At 50.9% G+C, this 25303-nt stretch carries 45 protein-coding genes and 2 tRNA genes; 27 read left to right on the top strand and 20 right to left on the bottom strand.

What is annotated here, in order from left to right; all coding sequences use genetic code 11:
• Window positions 1–9 precede the first annotated feature (9 nt).
• On the top strand, window positions 10–852 hold the full coding sequence (locus FA91_RS04595; RefSeq protein ID WP_051937007.1) for a tyrosine-type recombinase/integrase: 843 nt from the start codon (window positions 10–12) through the stop codon (window positions 850–852).
• A gap of 46 nt (window positions 853–898) precedes the next feature.
• On the opposite strand, the gene FA91_RS04590 is transcribed toward FA91_RS04595, so the two are convergent.
• From FA91_RS04590 to FA91_RS04515, 17 genes are all read right to left on the bottom strand, one after another.
• Entirely contained in the window at window positions 899–1306 is a 408-nt protein-coding gene (locus tag FA91_RS04590; protein WP_034912985.1) for a type II toxin-antitoxin system HicB family antitoxin, read from the bottom strand.
• Window positions 1307–1354: 48 nt separating this feature from the next.
• A complete protein-coding gene (locus FA91_RS04585) occupies window positions 1355–1531 on the bottom strand; it encodes a type II toxin-antitoxin system HicA family toxin (RefSeq protein WP_034912984.1) in 177 nt (58 codons plus the stop codon).
• A gap of 89 nt (window positions 1532–1620) precedes the next feature.
• Window positions 1621–1695, bottom strand: a tRNA-Asn gene (locus FA91_RS04580).
• Window positions 1696–1799: 104 nt separating this feature from the next.
• A complete protein-coding gene (locus FA91_RS04575) occupies window positions 1800–2291 on the bottom strand; it encodes an antiterminator Q family protein (RefSeq protein ID WP_034912983.1) in 492 nt (163 codons plus the stop codon).
• Between the two features lie 106 nt (window positions 2292–2397).
• The gene (locus FA91_RS04570) at window positions 2398–2640 is read right to left on the bottom strand and encodes a hypothetical protein (protein ID WP_034912982.1); all 243 of its coding nucleotides are present in this window, start codon (window positions 2638–2640) and stop codon (window positions 2398–2400) included.
• Window positions 2637–3266: a recombination protein NinG gene (locus FA91_RS04565; RefSeq protein WP_034912980.1), complete on the bottom strand. Its 630-nt coding sequence runs from the start codon at window positions 3264–3266 to the stop codon at window positions 2637–2639. The genes FA91_RS04570 and FA91_RS04565 overlap by 4 nt, the downstream gene beginning before the upstream one ends.
• Complete coding sequence (locus tag FA91_RS04560; RefSeq protein ID WP_034912978.1) at window positions 3259–3786, bottom strand: hypothetical protein; 528 nt, start codon at window positions 3784–3786, stop codon at window positions 3259–3261. The genes FA91_RS04565 and FA91_RS04560 overlap by 8 nt, the downstream gene beginning before the upstream one ends.
• Before the next feature lie 150 nt (window positions 3787–3936).
• Window positions 3937–4221, bottom strand: a complete 285-nt coding sequence (locus FA91_RS21190) for a winged helix DNA-binding protein (protein WP_197060545.1) — start codon at window positions 4219–4221, stop codon at window positions 3937–3939.
• Entirely contained in the window at window positions 4218–4871 is a 654-nt protein-coding gene (locus FA91_RS04555; protein ID WP_034912975.1) for an MT-A70 family methyltransferase, read from the bottom strand. Before FA91_RS04555 ends, FA91_RS21190 begins: the two co-directional genes overlap by 4 nt.
• Before the next feature lie 9 nt (window positions 4872–4880).
• The gene (locus tag FA91_RS04550; protein WP_034912972.1) at window positions 4881–5330 is read right to left on the bottom strand and encodes a DUF1367 family protein; all 450 of its coding nucleotides are present in this window, start codon (window positions 5328–5330) and stop codon (window positions 4881–4883) included.
• 3 nt (window positions 5331–5333) lie between these two features.
• Entirely contained in the window at window positions 5334–5516 is a 183-nt protein-coding gene (locus FA91_RS04545; RefSeq protein ID WP_034912969.1) for a hypothetical protein, read from the bottom strand.
• Window positions 5517–5861: 345 nt separating this feature from the next.
• Window positions 5862–6128, bottom strand: coding sequence for a hypothetical protein (locus tag FA91_RS04540; protein ID WP_034912966.1), 267 nt, complete (start codon window positions 6126–6128; stop codon window positions 5862–5864).
• 46 nt (window positions 6129–6174) lie between these two features.
• Window positions 6175–6936 carry a replication protein P gene (locus FA91_RS04535; protein WP_034912964.1) on the bottom strand — a complete coding sequence of 254 codons (762 nt, stop codon included), beginning with the start codon at window positions 6934–6936 and terminating at the stop codon, window positions 6175–6177.
• The gene (locus FA91_RS04530) at window positions 6933–7847 is read right to left on the bottom strand and encodes a replication protein (RefSeq protein WP_051937005.1); all 915 of its coding nucleotides are present in this window, start codon (window positions 7845–7847) and stop codon (window positions 6933–6935) included. The genes FA91_RS04535 and FA91_RS04530 overlap by 4 nt, the downstream gene beginning before the upstream one ends.
• Entirely contained in the window at window positions 7841–8635 is a 795-nt protein-coding gene (locus tag FA91_RS04525; protein ID WP_034912959.1) for a ParB/RepB/Spo0J family partition protein, read from the bottom strand. Before FA91_RS04525 ends, FA91_RS04530 begins: the two co-directional genes overlap by 7 nt.
• A 53-nt stretch (window positions 8636–8688) precedes the next feature.
• Complete coding sequence (locus FA91_RS04520) at window positions 8689–8982, bottom strand: lambda phage CII family protein (RefSeq protein ID WP_034912958.1); 294 nt, start codon at window positions 8980–8982, stop codon at window positions 8689–8691.
• Window positions 8983–9091: 109 nt separating this feature from the next.
• The gene (locus tag FA91_RS04515) at window positions 9092–9307 is read right to left on the bottom strand and encodes a helix-turn-helix transcriptional regulator (protein ID WP_034912956.1); all 216 of its coding nucleotides are present in this window, start codon (window positions 9305–9307) and stop codon (window positions 9092–9094) included.
• A gap of 103 nt (window positions 9308–9410) precedes the next feature.
• Between FA91_RS04515 and FA91_RS04510 the strand changes: the two genes are divergently transcribed.
• Window positions 9411–10052, top strand: a complete 642-nt coding sequence (locus tag FA91_RS04510; RefSeq protein WP_034912955.1) for a S24 family peptidase — start codon at window positions 9411–9413, stop codon at window positions 10050–10052.
• 311 nt (window positions 10053–10363) lie between these two features.
• On the top strand, window positions 10364–11284 hold the full coding sequence (locus tag FA91_RS04505; protein ID WP_034912952.1) for a hypothetical protein: 921 nt from the start codon (window positions 10364–10366) through the stop codon (window positions 11282–11284).
• A 38-nt stretch (window positions 11285–11322) separates the two neighbouring features.
• Here the strand turns inward: FA91_RS04505 and FA91_RS20940 are convergent, their stop codons facing one another.
• Window positions 11323–11496, bottom strand: a complete 174-nt coding sequence (locus tag FA91_RS20940; protein WP_156103046.1) for a hypothetical protein — start codon at window positions 11494–11496, stop codon at window positions 11323–11325.
• 442 nt (window positions 11497–11938) lie between these two features.
• On the opposite strand from FA91_RS20940, the gene FA91_RS20935 reads away from it, so the two are divergent.
• From FA91_RS20935 to FA91_RS04420, 22 genes are all read left to right on the top strand, one after another.
• Window positions 11939–12187 carry a hypothetical protein gene (locus FA91_RS20935; protein WP_156103044.1) on the top strand — a complete coding sequence of 83 codons (249 nt, stop codon included), beginning with the start codon at window positions 11939–11941 and terminating at the stop codon, window positions 12185–12187.
• A gap of 37 nt (window positions 12188–12224) precedes the next feature.
• A complete protein-coding gene (locus FA91_RS04500) occupies window positions 12225–12509 on the top strand; it encodes a hypothetical protein (RefSeq protein WP_034912950.1) in 285 nt (94 codons plus the stop codon).
• Between the two features lie 6 nt (window positions 12510–12515).
• On the top strand, window positions 12516–12830 hold the full coding sequence (locus FA91_RS04495) for a hypothetical protein (protein WP_034912948.1): 315 nt from the start codon (window positions 12516–12518) through the stop codon (window positions 12828–12830).
• Between the two features lie 180 nt (window positions 12831–13010).
• On the top strand, window positions 13011–13334 hold the full coding sequence (locus tag FA91_RS20025) for a hypothetical protein (RefSeq protein ID WP_051937003.1): 324 nt from the start codon (window positions 13011–13013) through the stop codon (window positions 13332–13334).
• Window positions 13335–13344: 10 nt separating this feature from the next.
• The gene (locus FA91_RS04485) at window positions 13345–13536 is read left to right on the top strand and encodes a DUF551 domain-containing protein (RefSeq protein WP_051937002.1); all 192 of its coding nucleotides are present in this window, start codon (window positions 13345–13347) and stop codon (window positions 13534–13536) included.
• Window positions 13537–13635: 99 nt separating this feature from the next.
• A complete protein-coding gene (locus FA91_RS04480) occupies window positions 13636–14607 on the top strand; it encodes a hypothetical protein (RefSeq protein ID WP_034912946.1) in 972 nt (323 codons plus the stop codon).
• Between the two features lie 20 nt (window positions 14608–14627).
• Complete coding sequence (locus tag FA91_RS20325) at window positions 14628–14756, top strand: protease FtsH-inhibitory lysogeny factor CIII (RefSeq protein WP_072032284.1); 129 nt, start codon at window positions 14628–14630, stop codon at window positions 14754–14756.
• 109 nt (window positions 14757–14865) lie between these two features.
• Window positions 14866–15174, top strand: a complete 309-nt coding sequence (locus FA91_RS04475) for a hypothetical protein (RefSeq protein WP_034912943.1) — start codon at window positions 14866–14868, stop codon at window positions 15172–15174.
• On the top strand, window positions 15174–16085 hold the full coding sequence (locus tag FA91_RS04470; protein ID WP_034912940.1) for a recombinase RecT: 912 nt from the start codon (window positions 15174–15176) through the stop codon (window positions 16083–16085). The genes FA91_RS04475 and FA91_RS04470 overlap by 1 nt, the downstream gene beginning before the upstream one ends.
• Window positions 16082–16564, top strand: a complete 483-nt coding sequence (locus FA91_RS04465) for a siphovirus Gp157 family protein (protein WP_034912937.1) — start codon at window positions 16082–16084, stop codon at window positions 16562–16564. The genes FA91_RS04470 and FA91_RS04465 overlap by 4 nt, the downstream gene beginning before the upstream one ends.
• A 48-nt stretch (window positions 16565–16612) precedes the next feature.
• Window positions 16613–17050 carry a hypothetical protein gene (locus FA91_RS04460; protein WP_034912934.1) on the top strand — a complete coding sequence of 146 codons (438 nt, stop codon included), beginning with the start codon at window positions 16613–16615 and terminating at the stop codon, window positions 17048–17050.
• Window positions 17051–17151: 101 nt separating this feature from the next.
• Window positions 17152–17328, top strand: a complete 177-nt coding sequence (locus tag FA91_RS20930; protein WP_156103043.1) for a hypothetical protein — start codon at window positions 17152–17154, stop codon at window positions 17326–17328.
• Window positions 17321–17962, top strand: a complete 642-nt coding sequence (locus tag FA91_RS04455) for a hypothetical protein (protein ID WP_034912932.1) — start codon at window positions 17321–17323, stop codon at window positions 17960–17962. Before FA91_RS20930 ends, FA91_RS04455 begins: the two co-directional genes overlap by 8 nt.
• Window positions 17955–18407, top strand: coding sequence for a hypothetical protein (locus FA91_RS04450; RefSeq protein WP_034912929.1), 453 nt, complete (start codon window positions 17955–17957; stop codon window positions 18405–18407). The genes FA91_RS04455 and FA91_RS04450 overlap by 8 nt, the downstream gene beginning before the upstream one ends.
• On the top strand, window positions 18407–18565 hold the full coding sequence (locus tag FA91_RS21185; protein ID WP_197060482.1) for a hypothetical protein: 159 nt from the start codon (window positions 18407–18409) through the stop codon (window positions 18563–18565). The genes FA91_RS04450 and FA91_RS21185 overlap by 1 nt, the downstream gene beginning before the upstream one ends.
• 75 nt (window positions 18566–18640) lie before the next feature.
• A complete protein-coding gene (locus tag FA91_RS04445; protein ID WP_051937000.1) occupies window positions 18641–19585 on the top strand; it encodes a HEPN domain-containing protein in 945 nt (314 codons plus the stop codon).
• A 68-nt stretch (window positions 19586–19653) separates the two neighbouring features.
• The gene (locus FA91_RS04440; protein WP_034912925.1) at window positions 19654–19863 is read left to right on the top strand and encodes a hypothetical protein; all 210 of its coding nucleotides are present in this window, start codon (window positions 19654–19656) and stop codon (window positions 19861–19863) included.
• Window positions 19860–20183, top strand: coding sequence for a hypothetical protein (locus FA91_RS04435; RefSeq protein WP_034912923.1), 324 nt, complete (start codon window positions 19860–19862; stop codon window positions 20181–20183). Before FA91_RS04440 ends, FA91_RS04435 begins: the two co-directional genes overlap by 4 nt.
• Window positions 20167–20391: a hypothetical protein gene (locus FA91_RS04430; protein WP_034912921.1), complete on the top strand. Its 225-nt coding sequence runs from the start codon at window positions 20167–20169 to the stop codon at window positions 20389–20391. The genes FA91_RS04435 and FA91_RS04430 overlap by 17 nt, the downstream gene beginning before the upstream one ends.
• Window positions 20388–20939, top strand: coding sequence for a hypothetical protein (locus tag FA91_RS04425; RefSeq protein WP_034912920.1), 552 nt, complete (start codon window positions 20388–20390; stop codon window positions 20937–20939). Before FA91_RS04430 ends, FA91_RS04425 begins: the two co-directional genes overlap by 4 nt.
• A gap of 39 nt (window positions 20940–20978) precedes the next feature.
• Window positions 20979–21326 (top strand): helix-turn-helix domain-containing protein, encoded by a 348-nt coding sequence (locus FA91_RS21300; protein WP_072032283.1) that lies wholly within the window; start codon window positions 20979–20981, stop codon window positions 21324–21326.
• Window positions 21209–22366 (top strand): site-specific integrase, encoded by a 1158-nt coding sequence (locus FA91_RS04420; RefSeq protein WP_231566795.1) that lies wholly within the window; start codon window positions 21209–21211, stop codon window positions 22364–22366. Before FA91_RS21300 ends, FA91_RS04420 begins: the two co-directional genes overlap by 118 nt.
• A 15-nt stretch (window positions 22367–22381) precedes the next feature.
• Here FA91_RS04420 and FA91_RS04415 read toward each other — a convergent pair.
• Window positions 22382–22458: transfer RNA gene (locus tag FA91_RS04415), tRNA-Arg, on the bottom strand.
• Window positions 22459–22642: 184 nt separating this feature from the next.
• Here FA91_RS04415 and folD point away from each other — a divergent pair.
• Window positions 22643–23509, top strand: a complete 867-nt coding sequence (gene folD / locus FA91_RS04410) for a bifunctional methylenetetrahydrofolate dehydrogenase/methenyltetrahydrofolate cyclohydrolase FolD (RefSeq protein ID WP_034912914.1) — start codon at window positions 22643–22645, stop codon at window positions 23507–23509.
• The gene (ybcJ, locus tag FA91_RS04405) at window positions 23509–23721 is read left to right on the top strand and encodes a ribosome-associated protein YbcJ (RefSeq protein ID WP_034912911.1); all 213 of its coding nucleotides are present in this window, start codon (window positions 23509–23511) and stop codon (window positions 23719–23721) included. Before folD ends, ybcJ begins: the two co-directional genes overlap by 1 nt.
• Window positions 23722–23762: 41 nt before the next feature.
• On the opposite strand, the gene cysS is transcribed toward ybcJ, so the two are convergent.
• Window positions 23763–25148, bottom strand: a complete 1386-nt coding sequence (gene cysS, locus FA91_RS04400; RefSeq protein WP_034912909.1) for a cysteine--tRNA ligase — start codon at window positions 25146–25148, stop codon at window positions 23763–23765.
• Window positions 25149–25303: the final 155 nt, after the last annotated feature.

The following is a 25303-nucleotide window of genomic DNA, read 5'->3' as shown; positions in this document are numbered from 1 at the left end:
GAGGGAGCCGTGTTTTTTTCTGAGTGGTTATCGACTTACACCAGCCTGCTAGTTGAGCGCGGGCTGTCCAATAAAACTATATACAATAAAAAAATCTGGCTGGATCGCCTTGATGAGAAATTTGGTCATCGAATGCTCCATAATATCCAGACATCAGAACTACACCAGATAATCCGGGCCAAGGCGCTTGAAAGCCATGCGTCTGCTGCCAAAACAGCGCACTCAGTTATCTCAGATATTTTTAGTGAGGCGTGTTCCTTTGGGCTGATTACCCACAATCCGGCAGCACCTATCCGTTCTCCTCGCACCTCACCTCAGAGGTCGCGCTTAAACCTGAACGAATGGTTGCGGATTTTTCGCGCGGCGAGTGTACATGGATTCCAGTACACATACCTCAGCATGCTACTTGCCCTGATAACAGGTCAGCGACGGGGCGACATTCAGAAAATGTCATCTGATAACATACGCGATGGCTATTTGTTCGTTGAACAGGAAAAAACTGGTGCAAAGGTTGCCCTGCCGTTATCGCTCCATTTAGATGCGATTGGTACGAGCCTGAATGACGTCATCCGGATCTCCCCTGCGTCTGGAAATATTTTACGATTCGACTGTGGTCGCGCCGCAACAACCGCAGCCCTGACAGTTGGATTTATGCGAGCGCGACGGCTAGCCTACCCAGATAACTACTGGCAAGGGAATCCACCATCATTTCATGAACAACGCTCACTGTCAGAGCGGCTATATCGTAGTCAGGGCGTAAATACAATGAGATTACTGGGTCATAAATCTCAGTACACGACTGATAAATACCATGACAGTAGAGGGCGAGACTGGGTATTTGTTGACCAGTAAGTATAAAAAAGGCCCACCGAAGTGAGCCTTTAATGATTTTTTCCTATCAGGCAGCGGCTAATTCAAGCCGCTTACCAAGCGCGGACAACGCTTTTTGTACCGTGTCGATTTTGGTCGAGTGATTCAGATCGAAAAGACGTGTTACTTCCTGCTTTTTTACCCCCATGCGCGCAGCCAGTTCAACCTGAGTTAAGCCGGAAGCGATGAAAGCATTAAGCATGAGCACTTTCGCCGCCACGCTGGCCGGCACTTCAACAAAATCATCTGCAATATCGCCTGGAGGCGGCACGGGCCTGCTGTCCTCAAAGTAAAACTCAAAGGATGTGACCAGCGCATCCAACCCCATCGCCAGCGCCTCCTCTCGCGTATCGCCCTGGGTAAGCGCTTCCGGTATATCCGGGAACGAAACCACGAAGCCGCCGCTGTCTGGCTCTAATTTTATCGGGTATCGCATATCGTGTTAGTGAATCTCCGCGAGTACCAGCCCCGAAGGGCTGGTTTTTTATATCAGGCCAAGCTGCTTGAGTATGGCCTTTCGGAGTGGTTCTTTAATCTCAGATCCGGGATGCCTTGGCATTACGCTTCGCTTCCCGTTGTATCTTAGCTTCAGATGGTTTGTGCCATTTGAAACTTCAACTCCCTGAGATTCAAGCCACCGCCTGAACTCGCTTTGCTTCACTACTCCTCCTGTCTGTTGAACATGTAGCTATAGTAAACAATAATGCTTATACGGTCAACATATTTGTTTACTTGAGGAGTTATTTTATTTGGCGGGCAAGGCTGGATTCGAACCAGCGACCAATCGGTTAACAGCCGAACGCACAACCTCTGTGCTTCTCACCCAGAATTCTGGACATAAAAAAAAGCCGCCGTCACATCCCTAAGGACACGTACGGCAGCTTACCCTTACATTATGGGTAAATGGGTAAAACAAAGTCAAGCATTATCTATGCAACTTTCTTAATTTTGTCCAAGCGTTTGCGACCGTTGAAAGCATCTTGCAATGGTTGATACAGCAAAAACAGGCTGGCATTAAGTATTTCGGTGATTTCCTTACGGCACGCCTCTTCAGATGGTTTGCGCCAGCCTTCCCCTCCCCGACCGCGCGTTATTTTGCGGGGACTTGCGGTCTTGTGGTAGTACGATGCAATAGCTCGCTTAGAAGAGCCGTGAGCGTAGTAACTTAGCAGGATGCCAAACGCTTTTTTATCAATGCAGATGACGGAATCTACGACCTGAGAAATCAACATTCCGTCATCGTCATTGCACATTGGCCTAGTCATACCGGGTTGAGGCTCTACCGATGCCATCCATACGGCGATCATGCTGCTTTGCCGCCTTTCAAGCCTGCCGCTGTAAACCCATGATCCCCACAACTCAAGCCAGCCGTTCAGCCAGTCGTGTTGCTCCTTGGTGAGATTTAGCTCGCGTATGCTCATCGCTTCTTCCTCAGTCTGGTGTTAACTGGATAGCTGCCGCGCCTGCATGGCTGCTGGATTGTCGGAATAATCGGTGTGAAAGGTGTGAGTAGTCGGGTTAGCCAGTTCATGCCGCCTCCCGAATTAGCTGATCGTCGGTAAAATAAAGCCCTCCGAAGCTGTAGCGAATGCCTTCCCGGATGTTTTCCAGTGTCACGTAGGGGAAATAATTCAGGTAGAACTCAGTCGCTTTGTCCGCCTCACAAAGCAGTTCTGAAGCATGCTGCGGTCGTATTACGAAAATGACACCCTGAAATATTGACGCCGTTTCGCATGGATAATGGATTTTCTTGACGTATTCTCTGGTCATGCCGCCTCCTGATGACGTTTGCGAAGTTTTTCGTAATGCCGCGCCCGGCGTGTGAATATCGCTTTCACTCGCTTCATGTACTCAATGTCGAATTTCCGCACGGTATTGTCGTGCTCAATGCGCTCAACCCGGTCGAGGCCAAACTTCTCGATGAGGTTGATACGATAGGGAATGGGATTGCCTGATAAGTCGCGATTGCAGTGGACACAACTGGCGTTATTGTTGAAGACGTTGAACCTTAGCCAGGGCGCTGCTCCTCGTGAGCGGTAGTGGCTGGCATCGACTGCACCACCCCGGACGCCGTAATTAAGCTGCCTGCCGCACGATATGCAGGGCTTGCCATAGTCCCGCCAAAAGATGAACTTGTTAACCGCTGCCTGAGCCTCTCTGTTCCACTCCGGCTTACCTTTGAGCTTCTCCCTTCTTTGCCGTAAATCATCTCGCTGTATACGTTCCTGCTTGCGCTGTTCGCGCGCAGCATTCTCTGCATCGCGTTGCTTATTGAACGCAATGGCGCAGCGGTAGTTGTGGCAGACTTTTTGGAGAGAACTTCGGGGAGTGTATTGCGTGGAGCAGATCGGGCAGGTCTTAGGCTTCGGCTTTTTCGGCGTTGCGCCTTTAGCCATTGGCAACCTCCGCTAATTCTGGTTTACCGGGCAGGCCGTCATAAATTTCATTGAAGTGGCCGCGCACCACCATTCGGCGCAAGGCGCTATACATGAAATCGCACTCAGCCTGCTTGTTTGCAGCAAAGGGTTTCTGATAAAACCACATCGTGTTCGCAGGCCAGCCGTGAACCTTCAGAACCCGATTTCCCTTCACGTAAAGCAGCCCCCAGCCTTGTGGTAAGTCCTCCACCGCGATAATGCCCGGCTCGCACATGAAAAAACGCCAGTCCCCCATACCCACAATTGGGTCAATACGGAAATGCTTTTTACGGTCGGCGAGGAAATCAGAACGGGAGCACTTAACTTCAATCAGACATGAAACGCCGTTACGAAACCCGAGAGCGTCCGGCAATTCGCCAGTGCCTGAATAAGCCCGGAACTTATCGTGAAACGCCACGCCGAATCCGTTTGATTTGAGGAATCGCTCCGCTCTGAGACACAGCTCATCGTGGGTAATTTTTAACAAAGGTTCCCTCATCTCGGCATCCTCATTTTGTCCGCAACAGCCAGCCGCAAACGCTCTGCATAAAAGCAGGTTTCGACTTCCGATTCGTTGGGGATTTTTTGGCGCTTTGGCTTCTGGCGGGGTGGTTTTAATTTGGCGTGCTCACAGGCGAGGTGGGTGATGCTAACCTGCTGTCGCATGGCTGATCCTCGCTGTGCTTATCAGGCGCTGAAACTCTGCCATGTTGGCATTTACGCCAAATCCGCATTGTTTTTCGGTCTTCCTGTACTGTGTGTGGCGCGGGTTATTAGGGTCAGTCCTGCGCTCTAACAGTCCGGCAGTACACAGGGCAACCAGCGATACTCGTACCGAAGAAGCAGGAAAACAGGCGCGTCGTGCCAGTTCAGTTGAACCTCTCCATTCACTTTCAGATGCTGATTCCATTATTGCTATTTTCATTTTGCTCATGCTGCTTTCTCCGCTACGTTTTTCACCGCGACGCCGGGTAGCAGATCTACCGACCGATCGCATTGATTGCCCCAACTGTCCCAGCCATCATCCTGCGCGCGCGCGAACAGTTCGATGCGCGGCACGTCGCCATAGAGAACATTCAATCGGTGCCGGGCCTCACCAGGCTTAGCGCTGTGCTCTGAAAGCGGGGAGTAAATAATCTGCTTCACCGATGCGCTTTGACGCTCCAGGCCTTTCCCACGCCGGGCGATCAGCACGCTTTCCTGATTTTGCCGGCTGTAATTGCCGCCATTCATGCGGGTGACCGTATCCAGCAGATCGAGCCAGTCGTAATAATCGACAACCTCCTGCTTGCTCAGGGCGGCATTGATAGTGCGCTCGGCCTTCTCGGTAAGCTTCACCCAGGTAAAGAGGAACATCTGCTTGACCTTGAAGCCCCAAGCCTCCGCCAGCTCTCGCGCCTCCTGCGAATGATTGCCCGTGTACCACATAGCCAGCAGCGCATCATCATCGGTTAAATCCCAAACAGGCAGGCGCTTCAGGTCTTCAAGTTTCATTGTTGAATAGTGGTTTTTGGCCGCGCCGTTCGATACCTCGTTGCCGTATTCCCACGGCGGATCGGCGTAAATCAGCCTGTACTTTTTCATGGTTGCTCCTCAGAAATAGCTCTGAAGCTGGTTGAGAATATTGGGATCAAGTGTTCCGGCGAACACATGCTTAATGGCGGCGTTAATCAGTGCTGAATAGCAGCGCTCAAACTCTTCCTGATCCATGTTCGAATACGCCAGGCTCTTAGCCTCTGCCCTCACCTCACCGCGAATGTTTACAACCGTGTCGTAAAATCCTGCCAATATCGTCAGGTCTTTCCTGAACCGGTTGCGCTGCGTGTGTTCGTCGGCATTACCCATCCCGGCCCTGTCAGCACACCAGTGCTCGAAACAGAAGCCAAAGAAGGCCATTACCTTGCGGTGAAACTGGGGGTTGCGGGAGAGCTTGATGTCGGCGCAGTAGGTTTCGCCGTTTTTGAATCGATGGAGTCGTTCGATGTCACTGTCGTTTACTGGAGAAAATACGCCGCCTGGATGTTTAACCAGGTCGATTTGCACAGTCTACCTCCGCTCGTTCTCCGCCTGATGCAGAGCGAGATCAATCTCTATCTGCTCCAGAATCATCGCTGTAGTTTGCTGGCTGTGTCCGCCCTCGTTGTTGAACTTCTTCAACAGCGTCATACCTGCATGAACGTTTTCCAGATGCGGACATGTCTTTTTGAATGGGATTACTTCTGCGGTCATGATGCCTCCGGTGGTGATGGGAGTTGTTGCCAGTGGGTTACCGTCCCCAGTAAAACGGTAGCGCTATGCTCTACTGAGCAGCTATCGCCTTCCCTGTTCGGCCAAAATCCTCGCCAGCGCCAGACCCCAACTTCATGCCCATCACTGATAATGACTGCCTGCCTATCGCGTGGCACACGCTCACTGCACTTAATCCAGTAATTCATCAGAATCCACCTCTGTTCTTTTGTGGCTGCTGCCGTGAATCTCGTTCTGCGCGAGCCGCCTGCTGATCCATTCCGAATTTTTGGCACAAAAAAACCGCTTCAGAAGCGGCCTTGTTTATTACTCTTACTCTGACCTCCCTTAAAGCTCAATGCCTGCATGCTCAGAGGCCAGCTTGATGAAGCGCCTAAGCATTTCTCTGTCCACCCACTGCTTTGAGCTCAAGTGGAAGATCCACGACACAACCTGTTCAGGTGTTTTAATTGTATCTAAGGCGATCTCGTAACTTTCTCCAATGGCTCCTTCGGGTAATGACAGGATGATGTGCGTTTCATCCATCGTTACCTGAGACAATAACTGCCGCTCCCTCGCTACATATCCCTCAACATCTAATTTTTTCGCTGTCATTTTTCAGTCCTAAATTTTGGAGCGGATTATTCCCGCAGTCATAATTTTAAACCATACCCAGTGCTTTGCGCCGCTTGTATTCTGCATAGAGCCATTGCGCTGGCGTTACTGAGCCCAGCACGCGAGCATCAGGCATGTAACGAAATTTCTTTTCATCCGCCGCTACAAGATTGCCGGTGGGTATCACCTCGTTTTTCGACTCCAGACGGGCAACAGGATCGGGTATAGACTGGCCTTCAGAAACTTTCTTTGACCATTCGGCAAGCTGCTTGCTGGCGAACTTTTCCACCTCCCCCTCGCTAAGCTGGCGTGAGTACATCGCCCTGCGGGTATCGCAGACAATCCAGTACATTACCGGCTTTGTCCAGGGGAAGCGCTCAGGCCCGCCAGAATGTAAACCCTTCTCGTTGCTGTAACGGCGAAACTCCGTCATGACATCATCCAGCGTTACACCCAACACCGTACTGCTGTCTTTGCACCACTTGATAAACTGCCCTGGCGACGGCCAGAATGCCGAATCGCTTGCCCGCGCATGACGAACACCTGCGGAAACCTGCTCACGGGTGCGTATCCCGTTCTCAGCAAAAGCTACCACCCACTGGCGTTTCGTTGTCTTCTCGCGTTCTTCATCACGCAGGCTGGTACTCATTGCCGCAGGGAAAATCTGCTTAAGCTGATTGAAGAGCGCGTCAACCAGTCGTTCAGCATCAGGATTGATTACCTTCTGCGGATCGCTGTTACCCCCTGACATTCTGGACAGGGCGGATCCATCGCGATTGTTAATCGCATGCATGAGTTGAGTACTCATAGAAAATCCTCCCAACCTTCAGGGCTGTTCCAGTGAGGAGTTTCTGGCTGTGGCGCAGATGATGGCCTGTTGCGATTAGGCTGGCTCATTTGGGCTTTCAGCGTGTCCCATTTTTCCCGAAGCTTTGACGGGCTCATGACGTTGGTTTGCCAGAAGTGATCCGAATTTGCCCATTTGAAAACTTCGCAGATCTCATGGTGCGTGACATGAAGAGCATTTCTCATCAGGCGAATATCGTTCGACCAGGAAGGCCAGTTAGGTTCCTGCGCCGTAGGGGCAACAACCTGCACCTTGCTGAACAGCCACTCAGCAGCTTTCAAATCATCAGCAGTTCCCCACTTATCGCCCTTGGGTGACTGGATGGCTGATTCAGGACGAGAAACTGGAAGTCTTTTGGGAGGGTTTGAGGATTCGTCAGAATTCTCAGACGTAGTGTTTTTATTACTGTTCTTGTTCTTGTATTGGGTGTCTACCGTTTCCGGGAACCTTTTTCCCTTTTTCGGGAAGGATTTTCCCGTTTTCGGGAATTTTGTTCCCGTTTCCGGTTTTTCTAAAATCCATGCTGAAAGCTCAGTATTTACGCCCACTAATTTCATCATCCCCTGCTTCTGGCTGAAGATGATTTTTCGCTGCGCAAGAGCTTTGATAGCGTCTGAAACATGCGTATCGCTGAGCCCAGTAAGTTCAGCAATCACTGTGTTTGTCACCCTGTCCTGTTTTTTATTCCATCCGTAGGTAAGCCAAATCACCGCTTCGAAACATTGCCATTCCCTTCCTGACATTCTCAGGCGGGGCTTAAACTGCTGTATCTCATTGGCGACTTTGGTGTACCCGTTGGACAGGTCGGCCATATGACCTCCCGTTTGCTCGGTTTTTTTAGGGAAATTGATGACGGTGGCGAGATTCATGATCCCTCCTGAGCTTCACCCAGCACCCAGCGCAACGCAGCGGCATAATCGCCGGTGGCGCTGTCGAGAGCATTTGTGATCTGTTTGCGGGTCTTGAGGCGTGGTTTATCGGTTCCCATAACCAAGCGCTGTCTGCGGGATTTTTCATGTCCCTTCGCGCCCTCACCTGCCTGACGCAGCTGAGCAACTGTTTCTCGCTGCTCTTCTGGTGGCAGGTCTGCCAGCTGTCTGGCGATGGTGGCATTAATCTCGCCGGACTCGACAGCCTGCTGAACCGCCTGCGTGCATTCAAGAAGCGCCAGAGTGTCGCGGACAGTTTTTACTGTGCAACCGAACATCAACGCCAGGTCATTCTCGTCGTGACCACGGTCGAGATGGCCGGACATTTTTTTAGCGCGGCCCAGTGGGGTATCAGCCTGGCGGATCTCGTTTTCGCTGTCGCGATAACCTGCCATTCGAACAGCAGAACCGCGTTTAACGACGCCCGGAATCTGTAGTGGCTCTTTACCTTCAGCCATGAGCCTGACATTCGCTTCCAGTGCATGACGAACACGCTGGCGACCTGCTACAACGCAGGCAAGCCCCGTTTCAGGATCTTTCCACACCATAATCGGCTGTAGAACGCCGAACTCCATGATATTGAGCACCATCGACTCTTCGAGCGGCAGGTGAACGCGTTCATCGTAGAGTGGGTGCGTGCGTTCGGTGATGAGGTGCAATGATTCCGGCACAAACATCAGCAGATTTGTCTGGCCGCTCGCGCCATATGCGTCTTTTGAAGATTTAGCCATGCGCTGCGGCTCCTTTGTTTGTAATTACTGTGGATTTAGACATATAATTGCCTTCAGAAATTGATAGTGATTTGTTCAGAATGCTCGGTTGCCGCCGGGCATTTTTTATTTGTGAGCACTTTTGCTACCTGTGCAGCGAGGCGGGCCATATCGTCATCAATGACACCCCATTCCAGCACCGCGAGCAGCATTGACATCTTCGGAATCCAGTCACGTTTCCAGCGGCTGATCTGCGCCTTATCGACGCCGACAGCAGCGGCTGTTTTTTCTGTTCCAAGCATTGCGATCTTGTTGAGTAATGCGCTCTCAATGCGCAACGCTTCATTGCGTTTCTTTGCGTGTTCCATTTCGTAATATTCCGTTGTGTTAAGTAGTTTCGTGAGCAAGCCGTGGGGCTTGCCACTGTGTTTGTGCTCGCGGTTAGGCGGGCGGCCAAGTTGGTAAAGAGCGGTGAAACTATGCGGCGTTAGTGCCGCCATTACCGTATTGCAGCCAGATCGGGTCGCACTGCAATGCGTTAGCAATTTCAAACAGGAAGCGAGGACGTTTGGTTACGCCCGCTTCGATCTGCTGAATTGACTGCTGCTTTATGCCGGCCTTCAGAGCCAGTTCGGACTGCGTCAAATTCAGTTCTGACCGTTTCTGTTTGAGGCGATCAGAGATAGTTTGCATATAGCCTCCTTGACAAACTTTCTTGTATTTTAAATACAATATAGTTTGTTTGTCAATTACAGCTTTTCTTGTGAACATCTCTTGCAGGAAATGAGGTGATTTGATGACTATTGCGTCTCGCGTTTTAGCGAAAAGAAATGAGTTAGGATGGACGCAGGCAGAGCTTGCTGAAAAAACCGGCACCTCTCAGCAGGCCATTGTGCAGCTTGAAAGCGGGAAAACTAAAAGACCAAGGTATCTGCCTGAGTTGGCAAAAGCTCTTGGCTGCGATATTCAATGGCTTTTGGAAGGGAACGGATCGGGCCCGGATGCTAACGTTGCAAATTTCCAGCCCTATATTCAGGGTAAAAAGTATCCGGTAATTAGCAAAGTGCAGGCTGGCGCATGGGCTGAGGCTGTTGAGGTTTACTCTTTAAGGGATATCAGCCTTTGGCTTGAATCCGATGCTCATATCCAGGGTGATGCGTTCTGGCTGGAGGTTGAGGGCGACTCAATGACGGCACCGATGGGCCTCAGCATACCGGAAGGTACTTTTGTGCTTTTCGACACAGGACGGGAAGCCATCAACGGCAGTTTGGTCGTCGCTAAGCTGACAGATGACAACGAAGCTACTTTCAAGAAGTTGGTGATTGATGGTAGCGAAAGATTTTTGAAGGGCCTCAACCCTGCATGGCCTTTAAAGCCTATCAACGGTAACTGCCGAATTATTGGTGTGGCGATTGAGACAAAACTAAGGCTTGTCTGACAATGGCCGGACGAGACGTTTGGGTGACCCATGGTTAACTGGATCTGCAATCACAAGCTCGGTGTGCTGCTGATGGTTGTGCTGGCGCTGGAGTTTGTGCTGTTCCTCGCTTCGGGGGAGTGGTGGCCTTGGGGGTGATGGTGTGGTTTTTGGCTTCAGGGGCATGGGGACCTGGTGGGTAAAAAGTGGTAAAGTTTTGGGTCGAATTGACGATTTAATGTCCATCAAACGAATCCGGCATTAGATCGGGTCGTAAATTGTTTACAGGGAAAGACCATTTCGGTCAATAGTGCATTATATAAGGAAATCAAATGGATAGCGAAGATAAGTACCTACCCGGTCAACAGTTAGATATGTCAATCTTTCCAGTCAAAGAAGTGGAGGTTGAAGGAATTCAAATGGGCGTGCTCAATCACGGCATTCCCTATCTCACAATGGGAGGGCTGTCTCGCCTTTGTGGTGTAGACCCTACAGCTATCTCACGACTGACAACAGATTGGATAGATCAAAGACAGAAGCCTCGTGGTCGAAAGATAGATGCGATTCTGCAAAATAAGGGGCTGAAACTTACTCACTTATATTGGCCCATCACTGAAAATGGTTCAGATGCACGTGCCTATCCATCTTCTGTATGCATGGCTATTCTTGAATACTACGCTTTCGAGTCAGAACAAACTGACAGAACTATTGCTCTCAAAAATTTCAGAGCACTTGGTGATACAGCTTTAAGAAGATTGATATTTTTAAGCGTTGGGATTGATCCGGAAAATCCTCAGCGTGGGTCATGGCAGGCATTTCAAGATAGGTTGCAACTCAATTCGCAAATACCCTTTGGATATTTCTCAGTTTTTGTTGAGATGGCCGATTTGTCATTAAAAATGATTAGCGGCGGTTTTAATTTTGGGCCAAGTGCAGTACCCGATATAAGTATAGGAAAGGTTTGGGGAAAGCATTGGCTATCATCGAATCTTGATGAAAAATATGGACAAAGAATAAAATCGCCACATGTTTATCCTGAATGGTTTCCTCAGAGTAAAGCGGGTCCTATTGACGTTTGGGTCTATCCTGATGATGCATTAGGTGAGTTTAGAAGATGGATGCAGCAATCTTATCTTCCGACTAAATTCCCAGCTTACATAGTGAGTAAAATAAAAGACGGTTCAATCCCGCAAGTCAACGCAGCAACATTACTCACACAAGTTAAGCGCCCCCAACTGCCTAAAGGGAATTGATACATAACCCGGCCCCCGCGCCGGGTTTTTTGTGCCTTTCACCTGAGCAAATCCAGCGCAAACTCCACTGACAAATCCGGGACGGCCTCTGCCAGCAACAGCACCATATTTCTCACCGTCTCGTTTGACAGTTCCCTGCCCTCTGCCAACACCTGCAATGCTGCCTCTCCGATCACCTGAGCGACCGCCGCTTGAGTTTCTTCCATGTCCATAATGCCTCCTTTAGATGAATCATTACCCTAAAACAAATCCCACAAAAAATAAATAACCTTTAAAAACAAACAAGTGAGTATTTTACAGCTAAAATTACAATATTTATTGTTTACTGAATACAAACTTTATTGTAATTTAAACCCATCAGCAGGACGCACTACTCACCAGAGAGTGATTCAGCTGATGGTTCAGATGGTAGCCCTGGAGGGTGAGTAAGACCGGGTGAGTTGGCAAATGAGCGTAACCCGCATGCAAAACACCGCATGTACCAGAGAAGGTAGTGATCAGGCAGGTACTTCTCTCGAATGCCACTGTGCAAATAGACCGGGCGTCTGAACAGTTTTACCGCTCTTTAACATTGATGAACTTCCGCTCTAACAGGCGGAGCCAGAACCAGATGGTTTTGGGATTGGGTGAATGCGGGCTGAACAGACCGTCAGAATGACGCAGCCGGGAAAAGCTTCTGGCGACAGAACAGCATGGCGCCGAATTCCTACTTCGGCCATCCAATCACCAAAATCATCTAACCCGGAGGTAAAAGAGATGAACGAAGACGACATTAAGATGCTGATTGCTCAGCTTATGCAAGATGCTCAGAGAATTCAGCAGATTGAGCCTAATGCAGGAACCGCAGCTCGTATTGAAGCGGCCAAAAAAGCGTTAACGGAAAAATTTTCTATCTCTGAATAAATATTCAGCCATTCAACCGGCAAAAGTGGGGTCAATCATGGCAACCATCATCTGGAAAGAACCTAAGCCGCAAGGCACAGCTAAAAGCCGCTACAAAGCGCGCCGTGCTGAACGTCAGGCAGAGCATCAGGAAGATGCACGGTTAGCGCGCCGTATTGAAGCAGCGGGCGCAGGTTGCAGCGTGAAGGTGGCACGTGCGGTAAATGGCGCATGTGAGCGCCGGGCGGTGCGGCAGTCAGGCAGCGCGTGTTTACCAGAGGTGGCCTTGTACGCCGCTGGTTATCGAACTGTCCGTAAGGACGCAACACACATCATTAAGTGAGGATTTATGGCACTTGACCACGGCATGTTAAATGTCCCGCTGGATAAGCGCGGAAACTTTCATAAGGAACTTGATGACCACTTGACGGCAGAAAAGCGCCGTAAAGATGACGAATTATTCGTTCGGAAAACAATATTCAACAATGCAAAAGCCGAAGCAAAACTGCTTTACGACCTGATGGATAACGGGCTGATAAAGGCCGAGGCAAAGCGGCGCGGCATGAAGTTAAGCGAGTTTCGCGACGTGCTGCAAGACATTCGCGACTTCAAGCCAAAGCACGCGCACATCGTATTTAACAAATTCATTAAAGCCGCCAATTGAGCGGCTTTTTTTACGCCCTCACCAGGGGAAAGCGATGACCAGCCATACGCGCAGACACTTTCACGCTATGGCGGTCAGAGCACACCGTCTTGGCCTTGAGTACCGACGCCAGGGCAATTACGCAATGGCATTTCGCTGCTTCACTGAGCGGCGCATTCAAATAGAGAGGAGTAAGGGAAAATGAGTGAATTTATGGGTACGCCGGGGCCGTGGAAGTGGTTCACTAGCAACAGCCACATACGCCTGAGCAGTATTCTTTCGGGAAAAGATGGCGATGTGCTTTATGCGTATAAGGACAAAACAGGTTTCCCGCATGTTAGTTGCAATAAAGAGGATATGGCACTAATCGCCGCGGCACCTGAATTGCTGGAGGCGTGCTTGCGCATTCAAGCTCAGTTCCGGCAGGCAGGAGTCGAGTCGAAGGCTGGCTCTTTGAATCCGGTTGAGGATAACGCAGCACAAGTTGACGCTGTGATATGCAAAGCACTCGGCCAACCGCAGTAAGGAGAGGAAGATGGAGTGGATTAAGTGCAGCGAAAAAAAACCGGAACTTGGTGTTGATGTACAAGTTTATTGCTCTGATACCAAAGAACAATTCGTGGCTTTCCGTTTAGGAAAATATTTTCAATACGCATATGTGGATGATAAGAGAGCCGCCTGCAATCCGACCCACTGGATGCCGCTCCCATTACCACCCACTGAGTGACATCGCAGAGCTGATTTACGAGTCAGCTCGACGATATTACTGCCTACCGCCCTCGCCTGACACCGGGGGCTTTTTTATGCCCTCAGCAAGGAGAAATTGATGAGCGAAACAACGGAAATTGCAGTATTGGAAATTAAGCCGGAGCAGGCACCAGCGCTTTACGTGCCGAATGGCCTGGACGGATTTCTTGAGCAGATTCGCCAGCAGGTCAACGAAGTGCCAGACCTGACAACAGCGAAGGGCCGCGCCCGCGTAGCCTCACTCGCGGCGCAGGTATCACGCAGTAAAACCGCAGTGGAAAAGCCTGGCCGTGATTACCTTCGTCACCTGAAGGAGGCCGTTAAACCTGCTGAAGCTGAATTGCGCCGCTGGGTAACCGAGTGTGACGCGCTGCGTGATGAAGTGCGCAAGCCTTTAACGGATTGGGAAGACGAGCAGGATCGGCTCAAGGCGGAGCAGCAGATGCTCGACTGGCATACTGAAGCGCTGGAAATGAACATCGCATTCGATAAAGCGGCAGCTGAAAAATTCGAATCAGATCACGAAATCGCCCTGTTGCTGAACGACAAGTTCGACCGGGAGGCGGCGGCGGCGAAAGAGGCGGCTGAGCGCCAACGTATTGAGTACGAAGAAGAATTAAAGCGGCTGGCAGAGAATGCGGCCCGTCGCGAGGTAGAGTTGAGAGCTCAGCGTGAACGTGAAGAAGCAGCCCACCGTGAGTCTGTGTTGAAAGCACAAGCTGAACAGGCCGAGCGTGACCGCATCGCCGCCGAACAGCGGGCGCAGCGTGAAGCAGAGGAAGCCCGCCAGCGCGCCGAGCGCGAGAAGCAGGAGGCTATCGAGGCTGAACAGCGTAAAGCCACAGAAGCAGAGCAGCGCCGACTGGCTGAAGAGAAACGCCTGGCCGATGAAAAGGCGAAGCGTGAAGCCAATGAAACGCACCGCAAAGCGATCGGAACCGCTGTAGTGAAAGGCCTGATGGCTCACGCTGGCCTTACGCGCGAGCAAGCTATCGTCACCCTCACTGCCCTGAAAGACAACAAAATCCCGCACACCAGCATTAACTACTAATCAACTTTTAAGGAAACGCCATGCAACTCGCTATTGCAGGGTGGCCTGTTGCTGGCCGCTCTGAATCCCTTCTCGACACCATTACCCGCCGCCTCCGTACCGGCTGGCGCAATCTGATTGATGCCCTGACCAGACCGGGGAACCCATAACCATGAACGAAATTCTCACTATGGCGCGTCAGATGGCGCGCGTTGCACTGCTCACTCATGACCCGATTATGTGGGCCGCTGCTCATAACATCGCAAGGGGGTGCCTTCTATGAGGCTCACGTTGAAAGACAACAGGGAAATCGACGCCATTATTTCCGCATTTACCGACGTCGAGCGGGAGCACTTACACGAAGAGGTTGAACGCCTGGCTGACAAGCGCAACCCGTTCTTTGCAGCGGTGCGCGGCCACGATGCCGACGAGTTTACCGGCGCCGCCTGTGAATGGCTGGACGAGTCGGACGTTGATTATCAGCAGAAGCTCGACGAGATGTTTTGGGACGCGCTGACGTACCGCGTTACGCGTGAGTATGCGATCCGTATGTGGCGCGATAAGAACAGCTACGGGGAGGTAGCGTAATGAGCTTCAACCTTATTGAATTTGTGAAGCAGCAGGAATCTTTGTTTGTCGGGGCGCTGACTGACTCGTCAGTGTCTTGGGCAAAGGAATGCCAATTTGCGATACAGCACTTTCAGCGCAACCAGAAACTGGCTGAGACAGCTATAGCCAACCCTATAAGCGCTCAGAATGCGATTATCAACGTTGCGGCGATTGGCATCAGCTTAAACCCAGCGAGCAAGTTAGCATATCTGGTGCCTCGTGACGGCATGGTATGCCTTGATATTAGCTATATGGGCCTCCTGCACATAGCTCAGTCTGCCGGCGTAATAAAATGGGGCCAGTGCAAGTTAGTTTATGCCAGCGATACGTATGAAACATCAGGCCTCGATAAAGCACCCTTCCATAAATACAACCCTTACGCCAATCCTGAAGATCGTGGCGCAGTCATTGGGGGCTACTGCACAGTCAAGACTGTTGACGGTGATTATCTCACGGAAGAGATGAGCCTGTCGGAAATCGAGGATATACGAAAGGTCAGCAAGTCAGGGGCACATCCAAAAGGACCTTGGGTTAACTTCTGGTCTGAAATGGCAAGAAAAACAATTGTAAAGCGTGCTCATAAATACTGGCCTCGCGCTGACCGACTTGATAATGCAGTGGATATGCTTAATGAAAGTGAAGGAATTTTCACAGAGCCAGTAATGGCGTACGTGCCAGAGGAAAAAATTATTCAGGACGAACAGCATAAACAAAAGGAATTTGAAGGTGAGCTTACCGAACTTTGCGACAAAATGCCGCTTGCTGAAAGCATCAACGAATTGAAATCCCTTTTTCAGAAAGCCTACCGCCTTACCTCCGGCCTGCCAGTTCAGAAAAACGTCCAGGCCATTTATGCCGAAGCCAAAAATAAACTGGAGATTGCACAATGACAGCCCTTTATCAAATTGCGAACGATTACGCCAAGCTGGTCGCGGAGGATTTAGATCCTGAATTTATCGCCGATACGCTCGAAGGGATGTCAGGCGAGCTGAGCGATAAGGTGGAGCAGCTTCTGGCAATCTGCAAAAACCAGACGGCATACTCAGATGCCCTCAAGGAAGAGAGCCGCCGCTTTTCAGAGCGCGCTAAAGCGGAGGAAAATCGCGTTGCCAGCATCAAAGAGTACATCGCTAACTCACTCGAAACGGCGGGTATGAAATCGCTTAAAGCTGGCCTCCATCAGGTAACTGTGAGAGCGCCGTCAAAGTCAGTTGAAATTACTGACGCCGGCGCCCTGCCCTCTGATCTTGTCGAATATGAAACAACTATCAAACCCGACAAAATGGCTATCAAGCACCTACTTACTGCCGGACAGGATGTCCCCGGCGCACAAATCAAAATCGGCAAACCTTCCCTCATTATCAAATAAACCTCCCGGCTGGCGGCTTTCGCGCTGGCCCGTTACCGGAGCAATGAAATGGAAAAATACTACGTAAGCGGCGTCATATCAGACGCTGACGGTAATTGCGAGATGTGCGCTGATGATGTAGCGCAATTCTGGACAGTGTATGAGCGCGACTCGGAGGGAGTGAGCCGTGCAGTTTTCGACTGTCACGACAGATTATCTGCCGAATCTGCAATGACGCATCTCAAAGCAATGGACGCACTCAAGCAGCAGGTGAACGCGCTGACAGTTGAGTGTGGACTGATGCGAAAGCTTCTTCCTGATTATGTTTCAGTGCCAGCCACAGACGCCGCCATCCGTGAATTGCAGGCGCAGGGGGTGGATATTTCCGTTAATGAACTTAAGGATCTGGCTACACGTAGCGAGCCTGTGTCGTCAGAGTATTTTCACGCAGCAGCTCTATACCTCATGACAGTCGCCAATCAACTCCGCAATGAAGGGGGTGTGTGATGGAACGCTGCCAGAATTGCCGACGCTTCACGGGGCAGCCACGCCAGCCCAAAGTCGGAGAACACGTTGACTTCACTATCGTCAGAGGGGATGTACGGAGTATGCGTATATCTGTACGCACCGGTAAGTTAATGCTGATAAACGCTGATGGTTTCAGCGTTATCTATCGCGGTAAGGTTTATCACTCTGATGCGGTGTCATGCCCGGATGAGCCTTCAGCTTTAACCCTGTCTATCGTCGGCATGTGCGAGTGCGAAAAGGAGGCCAGCCATGCGTGAGCGCGGAATAATCTTCAACGCCGATATGGTGCGAGCTGTTCTGGATGGTCGCAAGACGCAGACGCGGCGCATGTTGTCTCCTCGCCAATTGAAAATGATCGATGCGGCCTCAAGCATCGGTGAATGCTATCCTCTGGAGTCAGGTAAGCATCATGCGAATAGCCAGAGCTATTACTGCGAATGGTGCCCGTTCGGTGCAATAGGTGATCGCCTGTGGGTGCGTGAGACATTTTTCCCAGCGCCTTTAGAACCGCAGTCAGTTCCTCCAAAAAAAACGAAGTGGAACATTGCTTACCGGGGTGGAGCGCAGTTAGAGAAGATTGCCCCAGCCACTTACAACCCGACTATTTACAACTATGAGCGATGGACGCCATCCATCCACATGCCGCGCTGGGCTTCGCGCATAACGCTGGAGATTACCGGCCTCCGGGTTGAGCGTTTAAATAGTATGACCGAGAGCGATGCGCTTGCTGAGGGGTGCAATGGCGGGCACGGCTCTATCCCCCATTACATATACAGCGCCACACCACATGAGCACTTCCATTATATCTGGCAATCCATTTACGGCGCTAGCAGCTGGCAGGCTAACCCGTGGGTGTGGGTAATCGAATTCAGGAGGATTGATAATGATTAACCAATTAACAGAGCAACGGCGGCTGCTACTCATAGCGGACTGCGAATACTCAATTAAAACCCTTCAAAAGAAGCTAGGCCGGAAAGGAAATTCAGCAATGCGTATTGAATTACTTCAAAGCCAGTTAGAACGCCAGCAAATCGCGCTGGCGAGCCTAGAGGCGGAGCCGCCCGTACCTGCTTTGCGGTTGCCGTCGGAAAAAACACCTTTTAATTTACAGCAGGAAAGAAAAAAACACGGGCAATCAATGTCTATTGGAGACGCCGTTGTAGCGTCGCGCTGGTGGAACACCTGCCTTGCCGAAGTCCAGCGCCTTAACGCCGACGCGCCAGTGGTCAAGCCGGTAAAGATTCCTGATTTACCGGCTGATTGTGACCGCACCGAGGCGCACTACAAATATCAGGAAGCCATCCGCGCTGCTGGCGCGCAGGTGGAGGGTGACTGATGCTCATCGGCTACGTCCTCCTCATCATCTCCCTTCCTCAATATGCGCCAGTCAGTGAAACCATTTACCCCACCAGAGCAGTATGCGAGCAGATGAAAGCGCGGATTCTTGATCGGCGTCCCAATGTTGCGCTGGAGTGTGGTGAAGTTTGGCAATAAGAGTATGGTATTCAGAGGTTGGTATTTTTTAATACATTTCGTTTTTAACCGGAATACTATCGAGGATACATGACAATGAATGATCGCCATATTAATTATCCCGACCACACCAACTTTCCGTGTGATGCTTTCGATATGCCTTTTAATAACGATGGACCAGCAGAATTTAATAACGAGTGGTTATCTAACGCAAGTAGAGAAGATCAATTAACAGCAGTGAGGGAATGGTTTACAGATCGTTATTGTGACCCCGCACAAGAAACTCCTTTCAACGGCAGGGAGGGCGGTTACTTATATATTCATGGCGGCCCATACAACCCAAGCGAAGAATTAAATGCAAGATTCGGCGAACATGTTCCTGATGATGTCATTGATGAAGTTATTGAGGACCTTGAATCGGAAGTCGGAGATGAATGGGCGCCCATCACATGGCATGATGAAAGCGATTTTTATGAATATGACGATTTGATTGATGATCGTGATCTACCCAAGCTTAAGTATGAGCAAAGAGTTCATGAAATTAGAAATCTTTTTGAAATATCGCCGTTTCTAAACACATCAGACCAGCTTATAAAGCAAATGTCTTATTGCATGGTTATAACCTCCTTAGAGGCATACTTAGCTGACACGGTCATATATTGGTCTAAACAAGACGACTGGGTGCTATTCAGAATTTCATCGAACATTTGCAATCCCAAAGATTTTAAAATAACAGACGTTTTTAAAAATATAGGTAAATTCAAAAAAGACGTAATGAATATTCTTATTGAAAATACAGTTTGGCATAGACTAGACAAACTAAAACCAGCAATTGAAGACGGATTAAAAATTGAGCTACCGGAGTTTGGAAAAATACTGGGCGCCATACAGATACGTAATGACATTATACACAGAGCGGGTCACACCAAGTCGGGACGGCCTTTAGACATTACAAATAATGAGATTATTGAACTAATAGACAATGTCGATAAATTTACAGATCAACTTGAAGTAAAGTTGAAAAAATCTTTTCCTGAATAAATTAAATTATTATATGACCAGGCCCGCTTCGGCGGGTTTTTTTATTGCCCCTATCTGGAGAAATCCCTATGTATGCAGACCCAATTGACGAGGCCGCAGCGCGCTCGGAACAGATGATTGCCGTGGCGCTGGCGAACCGCACTAAGCCGCAGATGGTATTTACCGGCGACTGTCATTGGTGCGAAGAGCCAATCAGCAGCGGGCATTTTTGCAGCCCTGAGTGCCGTGAAGACCATGAGCGTATGGTGCGCGCAGAACAGCAGAGGAAATTATCATGAATATTGAATGGAGCGGCGAAGGTTTCCCACCAGTAGGCGCAGAAATCAAATTTTGGGTTGATGAGCGCTCTGAATATAAAAAAGGGATTGTCGTTTATTCAGGAAAGAAAGGGGCGACGGTGGATATTGGTTACCTCGCCTCGTCAGGAGAAACAGGAGATTTCAGCCTTATCACTGCACAGGACAGGAAAGAAGAAGTCGCAATTGCGGCTATGAAGCAGTTGAATATCGGCGACTACAGCGACCCTCAGATAATCTATGATGCCATCGCTGCCGGTAAAATCCCCGGCATAAGGCTGACCGATGACGCCGGAAGCTGAGAACGCGCTACGGTCAACGGCCAGAAAGTGCCGCGCCGAAATACTTAAAGCCACATCCGGGAAACCCAAATCAGAGCACGACCGTATTACCACCCTTCTGTTAGACAAATACACCAACCAAATAGCCGCCCTGCCGCCAGATAAATTTCCTGCCCGTCAGTGGCTGGTTTATTACGTGCGCGTGGTGGATAAGGAAATGAAAGCATGACTTTAGCGACTGGCAACAAACTCACGCCCGAAACATTTGCCGATTTTGTAAACCGACTGAAATACCACTGCGAGGGAGAAGGCGTTAGCGATCACTGTACTGCTGATGCGATTTTTATCGTTGAGCGCAGACGGCTGGTGAGCGGTATTGACCCCGACTATACGGATCAGCTGATGATTTATTGCGATGATAATCACTGGTTCAGTATCCAGGAATACTGGGATGATCTGGACTATGAATCACAGGTTGAACTTAATAAAAAATCTCAGGACTGGTGCGATAAACAGTTCATGAAGTCTGACGCCAGAGACCAGTGGTATGTGATAGGTGAACTGGAATACCACACCGTTACCGGGTATCAGTGGGAATGGGAGTACGTTAACAGCCATTTCACCCGCGAAGCTGCCGAAGCATTCATTAAGCGCAAGCAGCACGACTACCGTGATGGGCTGCGCATCTATGTTGACGCAAATATCTACTGTTGGGAGTTCAACGCAATCAAAGAAGCGTTGATGAATGGCGATTTAATCCTCCGCCCGCAGCAATAACCCCACCGCGGCGATTACCGCAAGTTAACAGAGGTCACCATGAACCACGACGAGCCATTGACGCTCGCGGAAGCGGCTGCCTTTTTAAAAGTGTCTCCGCGCACCGTCAGCAACCTGATTAAGCGAGGCGATCTCATCGGGCGCCAGACAGGCGGAAACGCCGGTAAGTATCTCGTTCTCCGATCGGCCTGTATTGATTATCTTTCGAATCCATCTCAGAATCGCCCTGCGAGCATGGGTGATGGCGCAAAAGGAGAAGCACTATGTCAATCACCCTCAGAGGCGGGGTATGGCACTGTCATTTCTTTACCCCGAATGGCAAAAGAGTTAGGCGATCGCTTGGCACCACGGACAAGAGGCAAGCGCAGGAGTTGCACGACAAACTGAAATCTGAAGCGTGGCGGGTGGAGGAGTTGGGCGACCTGCCGGGCAGATCATTTGAAGAGGCCTGCGTGCGCTGGCTGGATGAGAAAGAGCACAAGCGCAGCCTGGACGATGATAAGGTAAAAATTGAGTTCTTCCTGGGCCACTTCTCCGGACGAGACATTGCCACTATTACCGGTGAAGAAGTTCAGAAGATCGTCAGCAAAATGGTTAACAGGAATCACCGCAGAAAATGGGAGATACAACGCGAAGCGGCTCTGCGGGATGACAGGCCGGTCCCTTCGTTCAAAGATAAGCCGGTTAGCGCTGGCACCAGAAGCCATTACCTCTCTTTCATGCGCGGGCTGCTGCGCGCAGCTGCCAATGAGTGGGGATGGATTAAAATCGCGCCGGTGATAAAGACGAAAAAACCGTTGAGCAAAAGGATACGCTGGCTCACGCGTGAAGAAGCGGCCAGGCTCATTGACTGTACGCCGGTCAGTATCCGACCAGTGGTTATCTTCGCGCTTTCGACCGGGCTACGCCGTTCGAACATTCTGGATCTTGAATGGACGCAGGTGGATATGCAAAGGAAGGTCGCCTGGATAAATCCAGAGAACGCCAAAGCGGGCAAGGCTATTGGCGTGGCTCTGAATGATACAGCGTGCAAGGTGCTGAAGGCTCAGATAGGTAAGCATTCGCGCTGGGTGTTCGTTCACACCAAACCATCAACGCGACCGGACGGAACCAAAACGGCAGCAATCAGGAAGATGCGCTGTGATGATAACACAGCATGGCGGATCGGGCTTAAGCGGGCAGGCATTGAGGATTTTCGCTTTCATGATCTGCGACACACATGGGCAAGCTGGCTGATTCAGTCAGGTGTACCACTTTCCGCGCTTCAGGAGATGGGCGGCTGGGAGAGCATCGAAATGGTGCGCCGTTATGCGCATCTTGCGCCGAACCATCTGACGGAACATGCGCGTAAAATTGACTCGCTTTTGGGAGAGAGCGACACAAATACGACACAAAGAGAAAATCAGGTGGGGTTGAAGCTTGCGTAACTCATTGATATTTAATGGTACGCCCTACAGGATTCGAACCTGTGACCTACGGCTTAGAAGGCCGGTGCTCTATCCAACTGAGCTAAGGGCGCATAGTGAACTGCGTCGAATTATACGGTGCGAGCCAGTCGAGTCAACGATTTTACTCCGATGTCCGCTCCGTTGCTTAACGGGTGAGCAGTCTGCCGGCAATCTCTGCCTGACAGCAGCGCCCGCTTCTGACAAAATAGCGCCCTGTTCCCCCATACTCACTCAACCAGATGGATCCCCTCTGAGATGGCAGCAAAAATTATTGACGGTAAAACGATTGCGCAGCAGGTACGGCAGGAAGTGGCTGCGAAGGTACAGCAGCGTCTGAGCGCCGGTAAACGCGCTCCCGGTCTGGCAGTGGTGCTGGTCGGGGAAAATCCGGCATCGCAAATTTATGTTGGCAGCAAACGCCGTGCCTGCGAAGAAGTGGGTTTTATCTCACGCTCTTACGATCTTCCCGCTACCACCAGCGAGGCCGAACTTCTTCAGCTTATTGATAAGCTGAACGGCGACGGCGAGATCGACGGCATTCTGGTGCAGCTACCGCTGCCGGCGGGCATCGACAACGTCAAGGTTCTGGAACGCATCGCCCCGTCTAAAGATGTGGATGGTTTCCATCCCTATAACGTCGGTCGCCTGTGCCAGCGTGCGCCCATGCTGCGCCCCTGTACGCCGCGCGGCATCGTCACGCTGCTGGAGCGTTACCATATCGACACCTACGGTTTGAACGCGGTCGTGGTGGGCGCCTCCAATATCGTGGGTCGACCAATGAGCATGGAACTGCTGCTGGCAGGCTGCACTACCACCGTCACTCACCGCTTCACTAAGGATCTGCGTCATCACGTTGAGCATGCCGATTTGCTGATCGTTGCCGTTGGTAAACCCGGCTTTATACCCGGCGAGTGGATAAAGCCGGGCGCAATCGTCATTGACGTTGGCATCAATCGCCTCGACAGCGGCAAAGTGGTGGGCGATGTGAATTTCGAAGAGGCGTCGTCTCGCGCCGCTTATATCACGCCGGTTCCCGGCGGCGTTGGCCCGATGACGGTCGCCACGCTGATACAAAATACCTTACAGGCATGTGAAGAATTTCATGATGGAGCGACAGGCTAATGGCAACGTTTTCTTTAGGTAAACATCCTCACGTCGATCTCTGCGATCTGCTTAAGCTGGAAGGCTGGGTGGAGAGCGGCGCAATGGCAAAATCGCTGATCGCGGAGGGGCTGGTCACGGTGGACGGTACGGTGGAAACCCGTAAACGCTGTAAAATCGTTATCGGGCAGACCGTTGTATTTGATGGCAACAGTATAAAAATCGTCGCCTGACTCTGATATCGCCTGCGCTGAGTATGCGCAGGCGGTAAATCTTATTTACGTCGCCAGCTTGTTCCCTGCGGGCCATCCTCAAGTACAATCCCCAGCGCGTTTAACTTATCGCGCGCAATATCAGCCTGCGCCCAGTTTTTCTCCTTGCGCGACGTAATACGCATCTGCACCAGCGCTTCAATTTCCGCCACGTCGTCATCGCTCTGGGCGCCGCTTTGCAGGAATTGTTCCGGATCCTGCTCCAGCAGGCCAAGTACGCCAGCCAGTTTACGCAGCGTCGCCGCCAGCGCGTTGGCCACCGTCATATCGTCAGCCTTCAGGCGGTTGATTTCCCGCGCCATATCAAACAGCACAGAATAGGCTTCAGGCGTGTTGAAATCGTCGTCCATCGCCTCGCAAAAACGCGTCTCAAACGCCTCAAACCCCGATGCCTCTGCGGTAGCGTCGGTGTTGCGGATAGCGATATAGAGGCGCTCCAGCGCGGCGCGCGCCTGCTTCAGGTTGTCTTCGCCGTAATTCAACTGGCTGCGATAGTGACCTGACATCAGAAAATAGCGCACCGTTTCCGCATCGTAATGCGCCAGCACGTCGCGAACGGTGAAAAAGTTATTCAGCGATTTAGACATCTTTTCCCGATCGATCATCACCATACCAGAGTGCATCCAGTAGTTGACGTACGGGCCGTCGTGCGCGCAGCTGGACTGGGCGATCTCATTTTCATGATGCGGAAACATCAGGTCAGAACCGCCGCCATGAATATCGAAGTGCTCACCCAACTGCTTGCAGTTCATGGCCGAACACTCAATATGCCAGCCAGGACGCCCTACGCCCCACGGCGACGGCCAGCCTGGCTCGCCCTCTTTTGACATTTTCCACAGCACAAAATCCATCGGGTTGCGCTTGACGTTTTCCACCACGTCCACGCGCGCGCCAGCCTGAAGCTGCTCAAGATCCTGTCGCGACAGCTTGCCGTATTCGGGATCGCTGTCGACAGCAAACATCACGTCGCCGTTGCTGGCAACATAAGCATGATGGCGTGAAATGAGTTTTTCGACGATTTCAATAATTTCGGGAATATGATGCGTCGCGCGCGGCTCCCGATCCGGAGGCAAAATGTTCAGCGCGGCAAAGTCAGCATGCATGTCGGCGATGGTACGCTGGGTCAGCGCCTCAATAGACTCACCGTTTTCATGCGCGCGTTTAATTATTTTGTCGTCAATATCGGTAATATTGCGGACATATTTCAGCGTATAGCCGCGATAACGCAGATAGCGCGCAACGACATCAAAAGCAACGAAGGTTCTGCCGTGACCAATGTGACAGAGGTCATAAACGGTGATGCCGCACACGTACATGCCGATTTCACCAGCATGAATAGGTTTAAATTCCTCTTTTTGACGACTCAGGGTGTTGAAAATCTTAAGCATTGAGACATTCCGTTTTATACGTGTGCGGGATACGGCCATAAGCCTTTATTCTGCCGTATTCTTAACGTAAGCGCCACGCAAAGCAAGGCCGGCGCGGTGGTCGTTTATGCGCCAGGACTAACTCGTCATCAGAATTTGTGATATAAAAGCGGCTT

The organism is Erwinia sp. 9145 (assembly GCF_000745075.1).
GTDB lineage: Bacteria > Pseudomonadota > Gammaproteobacteria > Enterobacterales > Enterobacteriaceae > Erwinia > Erwinia oleae.
The sequence above is the reverse complement of the archived record's forward strand: the minus strand, read 5'-3'. Positions and strand labels throughout refer to the sequence as shown.